This is a genomic window from Tateyamaria omphalii, assembly GCF_001969365.1.
GTDB classification, from domain to species: Bacteria; Pseudomonadota; Alphaproteobacteria; order Rhodobacterales; family Rhodobacteraceae; genus Tateyamaria; species Tateyamaria omphalii_A.
Window position 1 is genome coordinate 13,009 of the sequence record NZ_CP019319.1, and the last position, 15,216, is coordinate 28,224.

11 protein-coding genes are annotated in these 15,216 nt (G+C 66.9%); 5 read left to right on the plus strand and 6 right to left on the minus strand.

Translation table 11 applies throughout. The features are described from left to right. The first annotated feature begins 217 nt into the window (after positions 1–217). Positions 218–1,372, plus strand: a complete 1,155-nt coding sequence (locus tag BWR18_RS21215; RefSeq protein ID WP_076630968.1) for a nucleotide sugar dehydrogenase — start codon at positions 218–220, stop codon at positions 1,370–1,372. On the opposite strand, the gene BWR18_RS21220 is transcribed toward BWR18_RS21215, so the two are convergent. After that, positions 1,369–2,310 carry a glycosyltransferase gene (locus BWR18_RS21220; RefSeq protein WP_076631016.1) on the minus strand — a complete coding sequence of 314 codons (942 nt, stop codon included), beginning with the start codon at positions 2,308–2,310 and terminating at the stop codon, positions 1,369–1,371. The genes BWR18_RS21215 and BWR18_RS21220 overlap by 4 nt on opposite strands. Before the next feature lie 187 nt (positions 2,311–2,497). Between BWR18_RS21220 and BWR18_RS22315 the strand changes: the two genes are divergently transcribed. The 3 genes from BWR18_RS22315 (at position 2,498) to BWR18_RS21235 (ending at position 7,539) form a co-directional block, all read left to right on the plus strand. Beyond that, complete coding sequence (locus BWR18_RS22315; protein WP_076630970.1) at positions 2,498–4,732, plus strand: calcium-binding protein; 2,235 nt, start codon at positions 2,498–2,500, stop codon at positions 4,730–4,732. Continuing rightward, on the plus strand, positions 4,710–6,590 hold the full coding sequence (locus BWR18_RS21230) for a calcium-binding protein (RefSeq protein ID WP_076630972.1): 1,881 nt from the start codon (positions 4,710–4,712) through the stop codon (positions 6,588–6,590). The genes BWR18_RS22315 and BWR18_RS21230 overlap by 23 nt, the downstream gene beginning before the upstream one ends. A gap of 103 nt (positions 6,591–6,693) precedes the next feature. Further along, positions 6,694–7,539: a Stf0 family sulfotransferase gene (locus tag BWR18_RS21235; RefSeq protein WP_076630974.1), complete on the plus strand. Its 846-nt coding sequence runs from the start codon at positions 6,694–6,696 to the stop codon at positions 7,537–7,539. A gap of 45 nt (positions 7,540–7,584) precedes the next feature. On the opposite strand, the gene BWR18_RS21240 is transcribed toward BWR18_RS21235, so the two are convergent. Then, positions 7,585–8,247 (minus strand): ABC transporter ATP-binding protein, encoded by a 663-nt coding sequence (locus tag BWR18_RS21240; RefSeq protein ID WP_076630976.1) that lies wholly within the window; start codon positions 8,245–8,247, stop codon positions 7,585–7,587. 78 nt (positions 8,248–8,325) lie between these two features. Next, on the minus strand, positions 8,326–9,636 hold the full coding sequence (locus BWR18_RS21245) for a capsule biosynthesis protein (RefSeq protein ID WP_254685034.1): 1,311 nt from the start codon (positions 9,634–9,636) through the stop codon (positions 8,326–8,328). Between the two features lie 130 nt (positions 9,637–9,766). Between BWR18_RS21245 and BWR18_RS21250 the strand changes: the two genes are divergently transcribed. Then, entirely contained in the window at positions 9,767–10,576 is an 810-nt protein-coding gene (locus tag BWR18_RS21250) for an ABC transporter permease (protein WP_076630978.1), read from the plus strand. A 12-nt stretch (positions 10,577–10,588) separates the two neighbouring features. Here BWR18_RS21250 and BWR18_RS21255 read toward each other — a convergent pair whose 3' ends face one another. The 3 genes from BWR18_RS21255 to rfbA form a co-directional block, all read right to left on the minus strand. Continuing rightward, positions 10,589–11,596 carry a hypothetical protein gene (locus BWR18_RS21255; RefSeq protein WP_076630980.1) on the minus strand — a complete coding sequence of 336 codons (1,008 nt, stop codon included), beginning with the start codon at positions 11,594–11,596 and terminating at the stop codon, positions 10,589–10,591. A 93-nt stretch (positions 11,597–11,689) separates the two neighbouring features. Next, complete coding sequence (locus BWR18_RS21260; protein WP_076630982.1) at positions 11,690–14,302, minus strand: glycosyltransferase; 2,613 nt, start codon at positions 14,300–14,302, stop codon at positions 11,690–11,692. A 15-nt stretch (positions 14,303–14,317) separates the two neighbouring features. Beyond that, positions 14,318–15,190: a glucose-1-phosphate thymidylyltransferase RfbA gene (rfbA, locus tag BWR18_RS21265; protein ID WP_076630984.1), complete on the minus strand. Its 873-nt coding sequence runs from the start codon at positions 15,188–15,190 to the stop codon at positions 14,318–14,320. Between the last annotated feature and the right edge of the window lie 26 nt (positions 15,191–15,216).

The following is a 15,216-nucleotide window of genomic DNA, read 5'->3' on the forward strand; positions in this document are numbered from 1 at the left end:
ACATAGACCCCTACGGTGTCACGAACAACTGGCGATCACCGGGGCGTGCTGTTCCGTTGGCAGCGGCGCGCAAATCAGCACCGGCGGCGCGCCGCCGCTGCCGCGGCCCGGTGCAGGCAATTCGCCGGTGGTCAGCCCCATACGAACAGGGTAGGCCTCCGGGTCATAGACAGATGTCCGCCCGGTGCGGACGGCCCTTTTTGAACGAGAGAGACAGATGAAGATTGCAATTGCCGGCCTGGGCTATGTGGGTGTGTCAAATGCGGTGCTCCTGGCCCGGAAATACGAGGTCACGGCCCTGGACATCAGCCAGGAGCGCGTGAATGCCATCAATGCGGGCACCTCCCCCATTCAGGACGCCGAGGCCGAGGCAGCCCTGGCCGCGGGCGGGCTGTCGCTGCAGGCCACCACCGAGCCGGCGCAGGCCTATGCGGATGCAGATTTCGTCATCGTGGCCACGCCGACCAACTACGACCCCCGGACCAACTATTTCGACACGTCCTCGGTCCAGGCGGTCATCGCCGAGGTGACGCGCCTGGCCCCGCAGGCCGTCATCGTCGTCAAATCCACCATCCCCGTCGGCTTTATCGAGGAGCTGGGCCAGGACAACGTGATCTTCTCGCCCGAATTCCTGCGCGAGGGCCGGGCGCTGTATGACAACCTCTACCCCTCGCGCATCATCGTGGGCGAGCGGTCGGACCGGGCGCGCGCCTTTGCCGACCTGCTGGTCGACTGCGCCGAGGCCACGGACATCCCCGTGCTGTTCACCGGCCCCGGCGAGGCCGAAGCCATCAAGCTTTTTGCAAACACGTTCCTGGCCATGCGGGTCGCCTATTTCAACGAGCTGGACAGCTATGCGCTGTCCAAGGGCCTGTCGAGCCGCGAGATCATCAAGGGCGTCTGCCTCGATCCGCGGGTGGGCGATCACTACAACAACCCGTCCTTCGGCTATGGCGGCTATTGCCTGCCCAAGGACACCAAGCAGCTTCTGGCCAATTACGACCAGGTGCCGCAGAACATGATCAACGCCATCGTGGACGCCAACACCACGCGCAAGGATTTCATCGCCGCCCATCTGGTGGGCCGCAACCCGGCCCGCGTGGGTGTGCACCGGCTGACGATGAAGACCGGGTCCGACAATTTCCGCGACAGTTCGATCCAGGGGATCATGAAGCGGATCAAGGCCAAGGGGATCGAGGTCATCGTCTATGAACCCCAGCTTGAGGCAGAGCATTTCTTTCACTCGCGGGTGGAACGGGATCTTGCGGCCTTCAAGGCGGAATGCGACGTGATCATCGCCAACCGCATGTCGGACGAGCTGGAGGATGTCGCGGACAAGGTCTTTACCCGCGATCTGTTTGGCGCGGACTAGACCCGGCCCAGGGCGGCGGCCAGCATCAGAAGCCGCTGTTCCAGCCCGCTCTGGCGATAGGCGCCCAGGTGCCGCCACAGGGCCATGCGGGCCGGACCTGCGCGCCGCGGGGCGGCGGCCCGGTAGAGATCAAGGGCCGTGCGTGCCGCCCCTGTCAGCGGCACCCCTGCCCCGCCAAGGGCTGCCAGATTTGTCCCGATCCAGTCGCCATAGGTCCCGTCGAGGATCTGGCGCAGCCGGGCCAGTTGCGCCCGGCGGCCCCGGTGCGCGCCCATCACGTTGCCCCGGTGCTGGCGGTAGAGCAGCGTGGCCGCGTCATCGACGACCACCTGCCCCCCGCTGGCGGCGATCAGCAGGTACAGCCACCAGTCGTGATGGGGCACCGCCACCGGCCCGGCCTGCCGGACGCGAGCCAACGCCTCTGGCGACAGCACCGTGGAATGGCCCGACACCACGTTCTGCACCAGCGCGTTGCACAACCCCGGCGCCCGGGCCGGTGGGCGCGACCCGCCGATGGGCTGCAGATCGGTGTCCACATGCACGCTTTGCGCGCCATAGAGCGTGACGGGGTCCGCCGCGTCCATCCGGGCCAGCGCGCGGGCCAGCTTGTCGGGGCGCCAGACATCGTCCTGATCCGACACGGCCACATGGGTCCGGGGCAGATCCGGATGGCACAGCGTGGTCAGGAAATTCCGCGCCGCGCCCCGGCGCCCAGCCCGTCCGGGCCGCTCCAGCAGGCGGATGTCGTGCCGGTCCCCATGGGCCGCCCGAAAGGCGTGCAGGATGTCCAGGGTCGCATCGTCCGACCCGTCATCGCTGATCCACAGCGCCCAGTTTGCATGGGTCTGATCCAGGTAGGACTGCAATTGCGCATCCAGATGCGTGGCCCCGTTGCAGGTGCACAAAACGATGGTCACAGGCAGGGCGGCGCGGCTCATGCCCCGCCTCATGCCGTACGCAGGCGTCGCGATCCAGACAATTTTCGGCATAGGCCACAAAGCTGCCACCCGTGGACACAAAGTTGCCGCCCCCGGCACAAAGCTGCCACCGTCTGTTGTCCCTCTGTTAGCTGCCCGCCCGCATCCTGAACCCACTCAGGGGTGAGTGACGTCATAGGAGCCGAGGGTGGGCAGGTTTGCTTTTGTAGAGACGATTCTGGGCGGTCCCGCGGTCTATCTGACGGGTCTGAGCGACCTTGACGTGGTCTGGGACGGCGGTCAGGCGCGGCTTTACGCAACCACCGCCTTTGGCGGCGGCACGTCGGTGTTCAGCATCGGCCAGAGCCTCGGGGTGATCGAACAGCAGGCGATGGGCAGTGGCGGCACCCTGGGCGACGTGTCCGAGCTTGAGGCCGTGACCGTGAACGGCCAGGACGTGATGGTGCGCTTCGGCCAGCTTTCGACCGGGCTCGAAGGTTATGTGATCAACGGCAACGGGTCGCTGGGCGGCAAGGTGACATTGAACGCACCCGGCACCCAGAGCTTTGCCGCGCTCGAGGTCATGCAGGTGGGCGGCACCCAGATCCTGATCACCAGCGACAGCGACGGGGCTGGCCTGACGGCCTGGACCCTGTCCGGCACCACCATGGTACAGAAAAGCACCGTCAATTTCGGCAGCGCCAATGGCGGCGTCGACATTCCCGCCCTCGCGCAGGTGCAGGTGGGCAGCGATCATTTCGTGCTGGCGGTGTCGGCGACGGACAACAGCCTGGCCAGTTTCAAGGTGGGCAGCAACGGCGCCCTGCAGGCCGGCGACAGCCTCGATGCGATGACCGGGCTGGGCATCGCCACGCCCACAGCACTTGTCACGGCAGAGATGGGCGGGGTGGCCTATGCGTTGGTGGCCGCGGCAGGCAGTTCGTCCATCAGTGTGGTCAAGGTGGGGGCAAATGGCGATCTGCTGGTGACCGACCACGTGATCGACAGCCTCGACACCCGGTTCCAGGGGATCACCGCGCTTGAGGTGGTCGAGGCCGATGGCCGCATCTTCGTGCTGGCGGGCGGGGCTGATGACGGGCTCAGCCTGATGACGCTGCTGCCGGGCGGGCGGCTTTTGCACCTCGACACCATCGCCGATGACACGCTGACGGCCCTGACCAACATCACCGACATCACCGCAGCGTATGTGAACGGCCGGATCGAGGTGTTTGCCGCCGGGTCCGGTGAGGCGGGCATCACCCGGTTGCAGATCGACCCCGGCCCGCTGTCGGCCCCCCTGACCGGCTCGGGGAATGCCGACACGCTGACCGGGGGTGCGGCAGGTGACGTGCTGTGGGGGGGTGCCGGAAACGACCGGTTGATCGGCGGCGGCGGGGCCGACATCCTGATCGACGGATCGGGCAGCGATCAGCTGTGGGGCGGCGCGGGCAGTGACAGGTTCCTGATGATCCAGGATGGTCAGACGGACCGGATCCGGGATTTTCAGGTCGGGGTCGACTGGATCGACCTGTCGGAATACAGCTTTCTCTATGCCCTGAACCAGCTTGAGATCCGCAGCACCGCCGCAGGCGGCGAGATCACATATCGTGGCGAAACCCTCGTGATAGAGACGCATAACGGCGCCTCATTGAGCGTCGCGCAGATTGCCGGGCGGATCGACTTCGGCCTGCAGCACATGCTGCAGCCGATCGAGGAAACATCTCCACCTCCACCCCCTCCGCCGCCACCACCACCCCCTCCGCCGGATCCGACAGAGCCGCAGGACCTTGGCGGCACATCGGGCAATGACAGCCTTGTTGGCACGGCAGGGGCCGAAACCATCACCGGGCAGGGCGGGCGCGACACCATATACGCCATGGGCGGCGCCGACACGGTGGATGGCGGCACGGGCAATGACCTGCTGGATGGCGGCAACGGGGCCGATCTGATCCGGGCCGGATCGGGCAATGACACGCTGATCGGGGGCAATGGCGATGACACTCTGGAAGGCGGCGAGGGCCGCGACACGGTGCAGGACGGTGCGGGCCGGGACAGCCTGACCGGCGGCGGCGGCAACGACACCTTCGTGCTGGCGGCCGACGGGGTCACCGACACCATCCGCGACTTCAACCCCAACAACGACACGATCGACCTGCGGGCGTTCACGGACCTGACGGCCCTGTCCCAGCTGCAGATCACCAGCACCGCCACCGGGGCCGAGCTGGTGTTCGAGGGCGAGCGGCTGATCGTGATCGCGCACAATCAACACCCCATGACTGCCGGCAGCTTTGCCGAGGCGGGCGTGGTGCTGATGAACACGCCGCCGCCCCCCCCACCCCGGACATCGCGGGCACCGCGGGGGACGATGCGTTGCAGGGGGCAACCAGGGCGAGTGGCTGCACGGCTTTGGCGGGCGCGACATGCTGAACGCAGGCGGCGGTGATGACCGGCTGACCGGCGGATCCGGCAATGACACGCTGCGCGGCGGCGCGGGCGCGGACCAGATGGAAGGCGGCGACGGGCGCGATTGCGCGGATTACCGGACCGCGGGCGCCGGTGTGCGGGTCGATCTTATGGATGTCGCCGCCAATACAGGCGAGGCGACGGGCGACGTTTTCGTCAGTATCGAGGACCTCTATGGCTCGACCCATACCGACGGTCTGCATGGCGACAGGCAGAACAACCGGCTCTGGGGCATCGGCGGCAATGACACGCTGGAAGGGCGCGGCGGCAATGACACACTTTACGGCGGCAACGGCCGCGATGTGCTGATCGGGGGCCTCGGGGCGGACCGGCTGGACGGCGGGGCGGACCGGGACCGGGCGGATTACCGAAGCGCCACCACCGCACTGCGGGTCGACCTGCAGGACGCAAGCCTGAACACCGGTGCGGCGGCAGGCGATACGTTCATCAGTATCGAAGACCTTTACGGTGCGACCCAGGCGGATGATTTGCGCGGCGACGGGCAGGACAACCGGCTCTGGGGCATCGGCGGCAATGACACGCTGGAAGGGCGCGGCGGCAATGACACGCTCTATGGCGGCAATGGCCGCGATGTGCTGATCGGGGGCGCCGGGGCCGATCGGATGGAAGGCGGCGCCGACCGCGATCTGGCCGATTACAGCGGCGGCGCGGGCCCCGTGCGCATCGACATGGAGGTCGCCGCGCGCAACACCGGCGACGCGGCCGGTGACAAGCTGATTGATATCGAGGACATCCGCAGCACCGACCGGGGGGATGACTTGCGCGGTGACGGGCAGGACAACCGCTTCTGGGGCGGGTCCGGGAATGACACCCTGACCGGGCGCGATGGGCGGGACAGTCTCTATGGCGGGGCAGACAACGACGCGCTGAACGGCGGCACCGGCGGGGACCGGCTGGACGGCGGTGCGGGGCGCGACCGGGTCGAATACCGCACGGCCACCACCGGCGTCGTGATCGACATGCAGGACATGTCCCGCAACACCGGCGAGGCGGCGGGCGACACCTATGTCAGCATCGAGGACCTGTTCGGATCGGCCCACGAGGACGACCTGCGCGGCGACGGGCAGGACAACCGGCTCTGGGGCATCGGCGGCAATGACACGCTGGAAGGGCGCGGCGGCAATGACACGCTCTATGGCGGCAATGGCCGCGATGTGCTGATCGGGGGCGCCGGGCGCGACCGGCTCGAGGGGGGCGCGGACCGCGACCGGGCGGATTACCGCGATGCGGGTCCCGATCTGGTGATCGACATGAAACAGATCAGCCTCAACACGGGCGAGGCCCGGGGAGACCGCTATATCGAGATTGAGGATCTTTATGGCGGCGCCCACGGCGACGATCTGCGCGGCGACCGGCAGGACAACCGCATCTGGGGATCGGGTGGCCACGACACGCTGGACGGGCGCGGCGGCGATGACACGCTCTATGGCGGCAGCGGCAATGACCGGCTCGAGGGCGGTGCGGGCGTGGACCGGCTGGACGGCGGCAATGGGCACGACACGCTGGTGGCAGGCGCCGGGCGCGACACGCTCAGCGGCGGGGCGGGCGATGACACCTATGTGGGCGGGGCCAGCGCAGACACGTTCATCATCGTGTCGGGGCGCGATCAGGTCGATGATTTCGAACTGGGCCGCGACGTGCTGCGGCTCGACGATGCGATGTGGGGCGGCGGGCAACTGACGGCCCAAGAGCTGGTCAACAGCTTTGGCCGGATCGACAATGGCGACGCCTACCTGTCCTTTGGCGGCGGCAACCGGGTGGTGCTGACGGATGTGGCGGATCTGGCCGCCCTTGCCAACGATATCGACATTTTCTGACGCCCTTTTGCCGGATCACCCGCGCGGTCGGGCTTTTGTTTGCAAAGGTCTGACGGGATTTGTAAGCCGGGCCATATTGAAACACGAGAAAGATTGACCTCGCATGTGGAAGACCTTTGCGTCCCCGGCAGAGCTGGACCGGGACCGGTTCGACAAGGAGATCGAAAAACCTGCCGCCCGCACCCGCTACGTGATGCATTTCACACCGCGATCGGGCAGTTCCTGGCTGACCGATCTGGCGATGCGCACCAAGCGGCTCAGCCAGCCGGGGGAATGTTTCAACCCCAATTTCATGCCGCGCATGACCCGGGCGCTGAACGCGCGGAACATGGATGAATATATCGCGATCCTCGAACGGCGGCGCAACACGCGCAATGTCTATGGATTTCAGATCACCCATCACCAGCTGATCAAGGTCTTTGGTAAAAACGCGGCCTTTGCGGCCCGTTTCCCGGTGGCCGACTGGCACAGCTTTTTCCTGATCCGCGAGGACATCGTGGCCCAGGCCGTGTCCCTGCACAAGATGGTGCAGACCGACATCAGCCACGCCCCCCAGGTCAGCGCCGATGACATCACCGAACGCGAGCGGGCCTATGCCTATGACGGGGCCGAAATCAAACGCTGGCTTGCCCATATCCTGGCCGCCGAACAGGGGTCAGAGGCGTTCTTTGCCGAAACAGGCGCCCGGCCCTTTCGCATGAGCTATGAGCGCAACCTCGCGGTCAAACCGCACCGGGTCGTCAACACCATGTGCCGCCATCTGGGCATTGCCCGGCTCAAGACACCGCCCCCCGACAGCACCCACAGCAAGGTCGGCACCGGGCAAAACACTGACTATGCCGCGCGGTTTCGGGACGAATATCCCGACGTCGTCGCCGAGACCGACGCCCTGCGCGCCCCGACACTGGCCCGGCTCGAGGAGTATCGCCCGCCTGCGCAGCGCGACTGATCCCTCCCGGCATGTCCCGCGCCCAGGTCGGCGGTCAGGCGCGCGTCACGTGCTGTGGGCCATGTTGTCCTTGTGGTGGGCGATGCCCTCTTCGATGTCGTCATAGTAGGTCAGCTGCCCGCCCTCGAGCACGGCCGCCGCATCGCACATGCTGCGCACCATGCCCAGACTGTGCGACACCATGATGGCGCCTGCATGCTCCATGCGGGCGTTGAACAGCACCCGGCTGCGGTCGCGAAAGGCCGCGTCGCCCACCGACGTGACCTCGTCCACCAGATAGGTGTCAAAGTCGATGCCCATCGACACGCCAAAGGCCAGCCGCGATTTCATTCCCGAGGAATAGGAAAAGATCGGCAGGTGGAAATGCGGCCCTAACCCGGCGAAATCCTCGACAAAGGCCACCAGCTCATCGGTGTCCACGCCATAGATCCGGGCCACGAAACGCACGTTCTGCGCCCCCGTCAGGTCAAGGTGGAACGACCCGGCAAAGCCCACCGGCCACGAGATCGTGCCTTCCGACACGATCTCGCCCGAGGTGGGATCGAGCGTGCCGGCAATCATCTTGAGCAAGGTGGACTTGCCCGCGCCATTGCGCCCCAACAGGGCCACCGACCGGCCCTTGGGAAAGGTCATGTTGAGATTGTCGGCCACCACCTTCTGTTCGCCCTTCAGGCGAAAGATCTTGGTGAGGTTCCTGAGCTCGATCATGGTCGCCCCCTGCCCCCGTACAGGGCCATGTGCCGGATCATGTGCCGGATCATGTGCCGGGCACGGCCCCGGCGCCGCTCAACGCCTGTCGCGCAGCGCATAGGCCACCAGAACGGCAATCGCCCAGGCCAGGAAGATGAACAGGCTCACCAGGCCCAGCAGGGTCCACCGCTTGGGGTAATCCGCACGCTGGGCTTCGGTGGGCAGCACGTGGGCAGCCAGGTAGCGGCTTTGGCGGCGGGCCTCGGCCACGGCGGAATCGTAGGAGGCCAGCGCCCCGGTATAGCTGCGCTCGGCAAATTCGCGGTCGGCGGCCAGGCGCTCGAACTCGCCCACCAGGTTGGCAAAGACCTCGCCCTCGGCCCCGTCATCGCCAAAGCCCAGCTTGCGGCGTTCCTGACTGATCATCTCCTCGACCACGCGCACGCGCCGTTCGGCCTGTTCGATGCGCGGGTCGTTGTCACGCGCGATGTCGCGCAGCAGGTTGACCTCGATCAGGGCCTCGCTCAGCTGGCTTTGCAGCGATCCCAGCAGGCCCGCCTGGGTGGCGATGTCGGTTTCGGGATCCACCATCTGGTTGAGATTGCGAAATTCCGTGACCGCGGCCCGGGCATCGCGCAACCGGTCCTCGGCCTGGGTCAGATCGGCGCGCGCATAGCGGATGGAATCCTCGCGCGCGATGTCCGACAGCTCGTTGATCATGGCCGAGGACCGGTCATAGATCGCCGTGGCGATGGCCGTGGCGTCGTCGGGCCGGAAGGCCAGGACGCGCACCTCGATCAGGCCCGAACCGCTGTCATAGTAGATGCGCACCTTGCGCTCCCAGTGCCCCACCAGATCCTCGATCGTGCCTGTGGCATCGTAGGAAAAGAACGGGTCTGCATCGCCGGGCAGGGACCAGATCGTGTCGAGATCCAGCAGGGCGTCGATGTCGGAGACCAGTTGCTGGCTCTGGATGAACTCATAGAGAATGTCGGTGTCGGACGAGCTGGACCCGGACAGCTCGGTGATCCCGCCCAGCAGCTCGACCGCCGACCCCGCCTCTTCCTTGCGCACGGAAAAGGCCACGGTCGAGGCATATTGATCGACGGCGCGTTCCCACAGATACCAGGCCACCCCGCCCGAGGGCAGCATGACCAGCAGCACGAAGCTCAGCAACACACCCCAGTGCCGCCGCCGCACGCGGGCCGGACGGGCCGGGGGGCTCGATGGCGGGGGGGCCGGCGCAGGTGCGGGCACCTCGACCGCCTGTTGCGCGGCCTCCTTGCGGGCTTTTTTCCGCTTACGCTGCTCGGCCTGACGCGCCGCCGCCTCATCGGCGGGCCCTATTTCATGCACGTCCGCTGCGGATACAGGGCGATTGGATGCAGGTGCGGGGATATTTGCCATGTGGTTGTGACTTGAGCTTATCAAATTTATCCTGACAGCATGTTGGTAGCCAATCCGACGATTGAAGGCCAGCAGAGATGGCGAGATACAGCCACCCGGTGATCCGTGTGCCCCCACAAGAGGCGATCCGATGACAGACTTCCCCGCCCCGCAGAAACCGGTGCGCGCGGTCCGGCGCTTTGCCAGCCTGCGCACCATCCTGGCCCTGATCCTGCGGGAGATGTCGACAACCTATGGCCGCTCGCCCGGCGGATATATCTGGGCGGTGCTGGAACCCGCGCTCGGCATCGCGCTTTTGTCGGCCCTGTTCTCGCTTGGCTTCCGGTCGCCGTCGATCGGGATCAACTTTGCGATCTTCTATGCCACGGGCATGGTGCCGTTCCTGATGTACACGGACCTGTCGGGCAAGGTGGCCACATCGCTGCTGTTCTCCAAGCGGCTGCTGGAATATCCGACCGTGACCTATGTGGATGCCATGGTGGCCCGGTTCATCGTCAACCTGCTGACGCAGCTGATGGTGGGCTATGTGATCTTCGTGGGCATCCTTGTCATCTTCGAGACGCGGACCGCCCCAGACCTGCCGGTGATCTTCTCGGCCTTTGCCATGGCGGCGGTGCTGGCCATCGGGGTGGGCACCATCAACTGCTTCCTGTTCACCATGTTCCCGATCTGGCAACGGGCCTGGTCGGTGCTGACCCGGCCGCTCTTCATCATCTCATGCATCTTCTTTCTGTTCGAAAGCATCCCGCAGCCCTACCGGGACATCCTGTGGTACAACCCGCTTGTGCATGTGGTGGGGATGATGCGGCGGGGGTTCTATCCCAGCTATGACGCCACCTATGTCGAGCCGCTCTATGTCTATGGGCTGGGCCTGGGGCTGTGGCTGATCGGGCTGGTGTTTCTCAGCCGCTATCACCGCTTCCTGCTGAATGACGGCTAGAAGCCGGGCCGGTCAGCGCTGCGCCAGATAGGCGGCGACGGCCTCGTTGCCCAACCCGTGCGCCTGCACCAGCTCCGGCGGCAACCGCACCGTGTGCGGGGCCAGCCGCTGCATCTGACGGCCAAGCCCCTCCAGCGCGCGGGCCGGGGCCGGGGTCTGCGCCAGCGCCTGCAGCGCGGGCGCCTGGGCCAGGGCCAGGGCATCCATGTCCTCTTGCGTGGCGACCTGACAGGCCGCTTCGGGCGGCAGCTGGTCCATCGGGGCCTCGATCCACTGACCCAACCAGTCCAGATCGGCCCGCCGCCCGGCAACATGCCGGGCCAGAAGCGGGCGCGCAAAGCCAAAGGACGGCCCGCCGACCTGCGCCAGCCGGGCGATGAATTTGCGCTTGCGCCGGGGCGCATCGGGGCCGGGCAGAAACACGCGCCCCTGCCGGTTCCACAGATACAGCAGCGCCACCGCCCCCGCAGGCAGGCCGGTGTTCTGCGGCGGCAATGCACGCAGGCGCGCCCCATCCAGACCCAGAAGATGCGCAAAATCCCGCACCACGTCGCCCCCCACCAGATGGTCCCGCAGGTAGGGACGCAGGACCACCTGATCGGCCCCCAAAAGCTGAACCCACGGCTCCAGCTTGTCGCGATAGGCCACCACCGGCAGCGTGAACCGGTCCAGCCGGTTCCTGACCCGCTGCTGAAACATGCTGACCACCAGATCGGCGGGCGGGCGCACATAGGCCACGGCCCGGAACCGGTCAAAGAAGGGGGCCAGCCAGTCCAGCAGGCGGGCGATGCGCGGCGCCGTCATCCGGCCCGAGGTCAAACCCTCGCCGCTGATGATGATGTCCTGCGTGGTCCGCGACAGAAACGCCTCGAGATGGCGGCGGGTGCGGTCACGCAGGGCCGCTTCGCCCGCTGCATCAAGGCCCTGCTTGGCCAGCTGTTCGAGCTTGCCCTCCTCGGGGGTCAGCGCCTGCAACAGCATGGCCAGGGAATGGTTGGGGGCCAGCCCGGTGTCGGCCATGGCCCAGCGGTCGCAGGCATAGCCCCGAGCGCCTGTTGCAGGGCGGTGCTGCCGGTCTTGTGCATGCCGATGTGAAACAGGCAGGTGCGCATGTCAGCCCCGCCCGGCGCGGGCGGCCCCCGCCGCGGGGGCGGTCATCCGGGTGACCAGATCATCGACATCGGGCTTGCCCTGCATGTCCAGCGGGATCACCCCACCCTGCCCCGTGCGGGCGGCCGCGGCACGCACGGTGTCGCCCTGCGCGCCCAGATCAAAGGCCCAGACCGGCAGCCCCGTCGCCAGCGCCTCATGCGTGGTATAGGAAAACGTCTCGGGCCACACCGACGGGATCAACCAGCAGGTGATGCCATAGCGGGCTGCCAGATTGGGCACATGCTCCACCTGGTAACTGCCATGCACGCGCGCGGGCGGCGGCAGGTGATAGGCCGGGTCGATATTGCCGACAACCACAAGATCGGCGGCCCCGCTCTGGCCCAGATGACGGGCCAGATCCTGCAACAGTCCTGCCCCCTTCTGATAGCCGATATTGCCCAGCACACCGATCACCGGGCGGGCACCCTGTGCCGGCGGGCGCACCCGCGCGATCCCGGTCAGGTCCGGGCTGTGCGGCGCGACCACACAGGCGTCCGCCGCCTCCGGATAGGCCGTCTGCAACAGATCACGACTGTTGTCGGAAAAGGCCACGATCCGGTCCGCTCCGGCCAGCAAGCCACCCCAGGCGGTGCGCCACTCCGACAGCGGGACCGGCGTGCCGTCGGCGCGTTCGGACTGGTGTGCAGGATCGGCATTGTCCATCGCGGGCACCCCCCGGTAGCGCCCCTTTGCATCCAGCAGCGTGTAGGACGGGCTGAGCGGCAGGAAATCATGCAGCAACACCTCGATCCGGTCCTGCGGGCCCCGCTTGAGCCGGGTCAGAACGCTGGGCAGGGTGACCGGATCCTCATGGCCCACCCCGTTGGAATAGATGATCCGTCGCCGGGTCAGCGGCGCCAGCAGGCGCGACAGCACGCCGGTGTCGTCAAGCGCGACCTGGGTCACCCCGCCGGGGCCATGCACACCCAAAAGCCAGGGCAACGGCCCGCCCACGCGCAGGGTTACGGCCGCGCCGCCTGCGGCAATGTCCGCCGCGATGCGCCCCTGCAGATAGGTCTCGGCCCCGCCGCCCATGGTGTGGCCCAGATAGATCGGCACCGCCCCGTCCGACCCGACCCGTGCCCCGACCTGTGCCCCGACCTGTGCCTGAGCCCAGGCCAGCCCCAGCACCACGCGCGCGCTGACCAGCGGATCGGTCTGGATGAAATCCTGCACCATGGTATCATAGCCGGGATAGCGCTCGGAAATGATGGCATTGTTCTTGAGCACAAGCGCCTGTTTCGCCGCGCTGCCAAAAGAGCTGCCGCCGCGATGTTCGACAAACAGCGTGGCAATGCCCAGATGCCGCCCGCCCAGGGCGGCAATGCGGCGGCACCAGTCGACCTCTTCCCCGTATCCGCGGCCAAAATACGTGTCTAACAAGGGGACTTTGTCCAGAAAGCGGCGGTTCATGGCCATGCAGAACCCCACGCCCGTGGGGGCCTCGGCCCGGGTGGTGCCCGGTGGGCCGGGGGGCAGCGTCTGCGCCACGCGGTCGATGGCATCCGCCATGCCGCGTGCCAGCGCGCCGCGCTGGCAGATCGCAGGCACGGTAAAGATCTCGGCATCGTTTGACATCGGCGTGACGCTGGCCACGCTGTCATCGGCCAGCATCGGGGCCAGCAGGCGGCTGGCCCAGCCTTGCGGCACCAGCGCGTCGGAATTCAGCAGCACCACATGCCCCGCGCGCCCTGCGGCCGCCTCAAGGCCCGTATTGACCGCCCGGATAAATCCGAGGTTGTCGTCATGTTCGATCAGGGTGATGCGCGGCGCGTCCCCCTGCCCCTCTCCCTGTCCCTGCGCATGCTCGGCCGCCCAGTCGCGCAGGAAGGGCCGCACGCGCGGGTCGGTCGAGCCATCCTCGATCATCACCAGATGCCAGGGCAGATCGGTGTGGGACAAAACCCGGGACAACGCCTCCTGCAACAGCTCGAACGCGTTGAAGACCGGCAGGACGATGGTGATCGGCGCAGCACTTTCGCCCCTGTCAGAGACTGCTTCAGTCTTTGCAGACGGCAGCACGGCCGGATCGAAGCGCAGCGCCCACGCGCCGGGCTCCTCAAAGCGCAGGCCGCGCTTGATGGGTGCGCGCAGCGCGTCGTCACGGGTCACGAGCCAGCGGAGGATGACGGGGGCGATGCGCCAGACATCCCGGACAAAGGCCTGCCCCACCCGCAGGCGTGCCCGCCTGCGCGCCCGGGCCGACGGCATGGCGATGGGAAAGACATGGGGCCGGGTCGGGCCGTTCAGCACAAGATGGCAGGCCGCGGCCCCGTCATAGGCCCCCTCGACCACGAACCCATAGGGCTGTACCGGATCCAGATCATGGGCCGCCGACACATCCAGCCGCGACAGGGTCGGCTGGCCTGCATGGGAGGTGCCCCCGATCACCAGATCCAGCGTGCGGGTCCGGCACCAGCCCGACACGCGGATCAGGCCGCGGGTCAGATGAACCCGTTCGACCTGACCCATCGCCTCGCCCGACCCCTCATCGCTCAGCGCAAAGCCGGGCGCCTCGAGATCCTCGTGCCAGCGGGCATAGCGCCTGAAAAGCTGTATGGCGCGGCGGAACATCGGCGTGCCCCGGTCCTAGCCCAGCAACTCGTGAAGATACTCGCCATAGGTGTTCTTGCGGAAGAGCTCCGCCCGTTCCTTCAGCTGCTCGGTGGTGATCCAGCCGTGCTCATATGCGATCTCGTCGGGGCTGCCGGTCTGCAGGCCCTGGCGCATCTGCAAGGTGCGCACGAAATTGCCCGCATCCAGCAGGCTGCCATGGGTGCCGGTGTCCAGCCAGGCATAGCCGCGGCCCATGCGCTGCACGTTCAGCGTGCCCTCGTGCAGATAGGTTTCCAGCAGGGTCGTGATCTCGACCTCGCCCCGGGCCGAGGGTTTGACCCCGCGGGCGCGTTCCGGCGCCGTGCCATCCAGAAAGTACAGCCCCGTCACCGCATAGTTCGAGGGCGGCACCTCGGGCTTTTCGATGATCGACCGGGCCGCACCCGCATCGTCGAAATCCACCACGCCGTAGCGCTCTGGATCGGCCACGTGATAGCCAAAGACGGTGCCGCCCGCGTCGGCCTGATCGGCGGCGTCCATCAGCTTGGGCAGGCCGTGGCCGAAAAAGATGTTGTCGCCCAGCACCATGGCCGACGGCGCACCGGCCAGGAAATCCTCGGCCAGGATATAGGCCTGCGCCAGCCCGTCGGGGCTGGGCTGCACGATATAGGTCAGCGCGATGCCCCAGGCGCTGCCGTCGCCCAAGGTGCGCTTGAACTGGTCCTGGTCCTGCGGCGTGGTGATGACGGCGATCTCGCGGATGCCCGCCAGCATCAGCACCGACAGGGGGTAATAGATCATCGGCTTGTCATAGATCGGCAGCAGCTGCTTCGACACACCGATGGTGATGGGATAAAGCCGCGTGCCGGAGCCCCCGGCCAGGATGATGCCCTTGCGCTTGGTCATACTATGGGTCCTTCGTGAAATGGATG

Bases quoted from the DNA above. Each gene is read 5' to 3' on its own strand.
- BWR18_RS21215 (WP_076630968.1), top strand. From the start codon at position 218: ATGAAGATTGCAATTGCCGGCCTGGGCTATGTGGGTGTGTCAAATGCG.
- BWR18_RS21220 (WP_076631016.1), bottom strand. From the start codon at position 2,310: ATGAGCCGCGCCGCCCTGCCTGTGACCATCGTTTTGTGCACCTGCAAC.
- BWR18_RS21230 (WP_076630972.1), top strand. From the start codon at position 4,710: ATGCTGAACGCAGGCGGCGGTGATGACCGGCTGACCGGCGGATCCGGC.
- BWR18_RS21235 (WP_076630974.1), top strand. From the start codon at position 6,694: ATGTGGAAGACCTTTGCGTCCCCGGCAGAGCTGGACCGGGACCGGTTC.
- BWR18_RS21240 (WP_076630976.1), bottom strand. From the start codon at position 8,247: ATGATCGAGCTCAGGAACCTCACCAAGATCTTTCGCCTGAAGGGCGAA.
- BWR18_RS21245 (WP_254685034.1), bottom strand. From the start codon at position 9,636: ATGGCAAATATCCCCGCACCTGCATCCAATCGCCCTGTATCCGCAGCG.
- BWR18_RS21250 (WP_076630978.1), top strand. From the start codon at position 9,767: ATGACAGACTTCCCCGCCCCGCAGAAACCGGTGCGCGCGGTCCGGCGC.
- BWR18_RS21255 (WP_076630980.1), bottom strand. From the start codon at position 11,596: ATGGCCGACACCGGGCTGGCCCCCAACCATTCCCTGGCCATGCTGTTG.
- BWR18_RS21260 (WP_076630982.1), bottom strand. From the start codon at position 14,302: ATGTTCCGCCGCGCCATACAGCTTTTCAGGCGCTATGCCCGCTGGCAC.
- rfbA (WP_076630984.1), bottom strand. From the start codon at position 15,190: ATGACCAAGCGCAAGGGCATCATCCTGGCCGGGGGCTCCGGCACGCGG.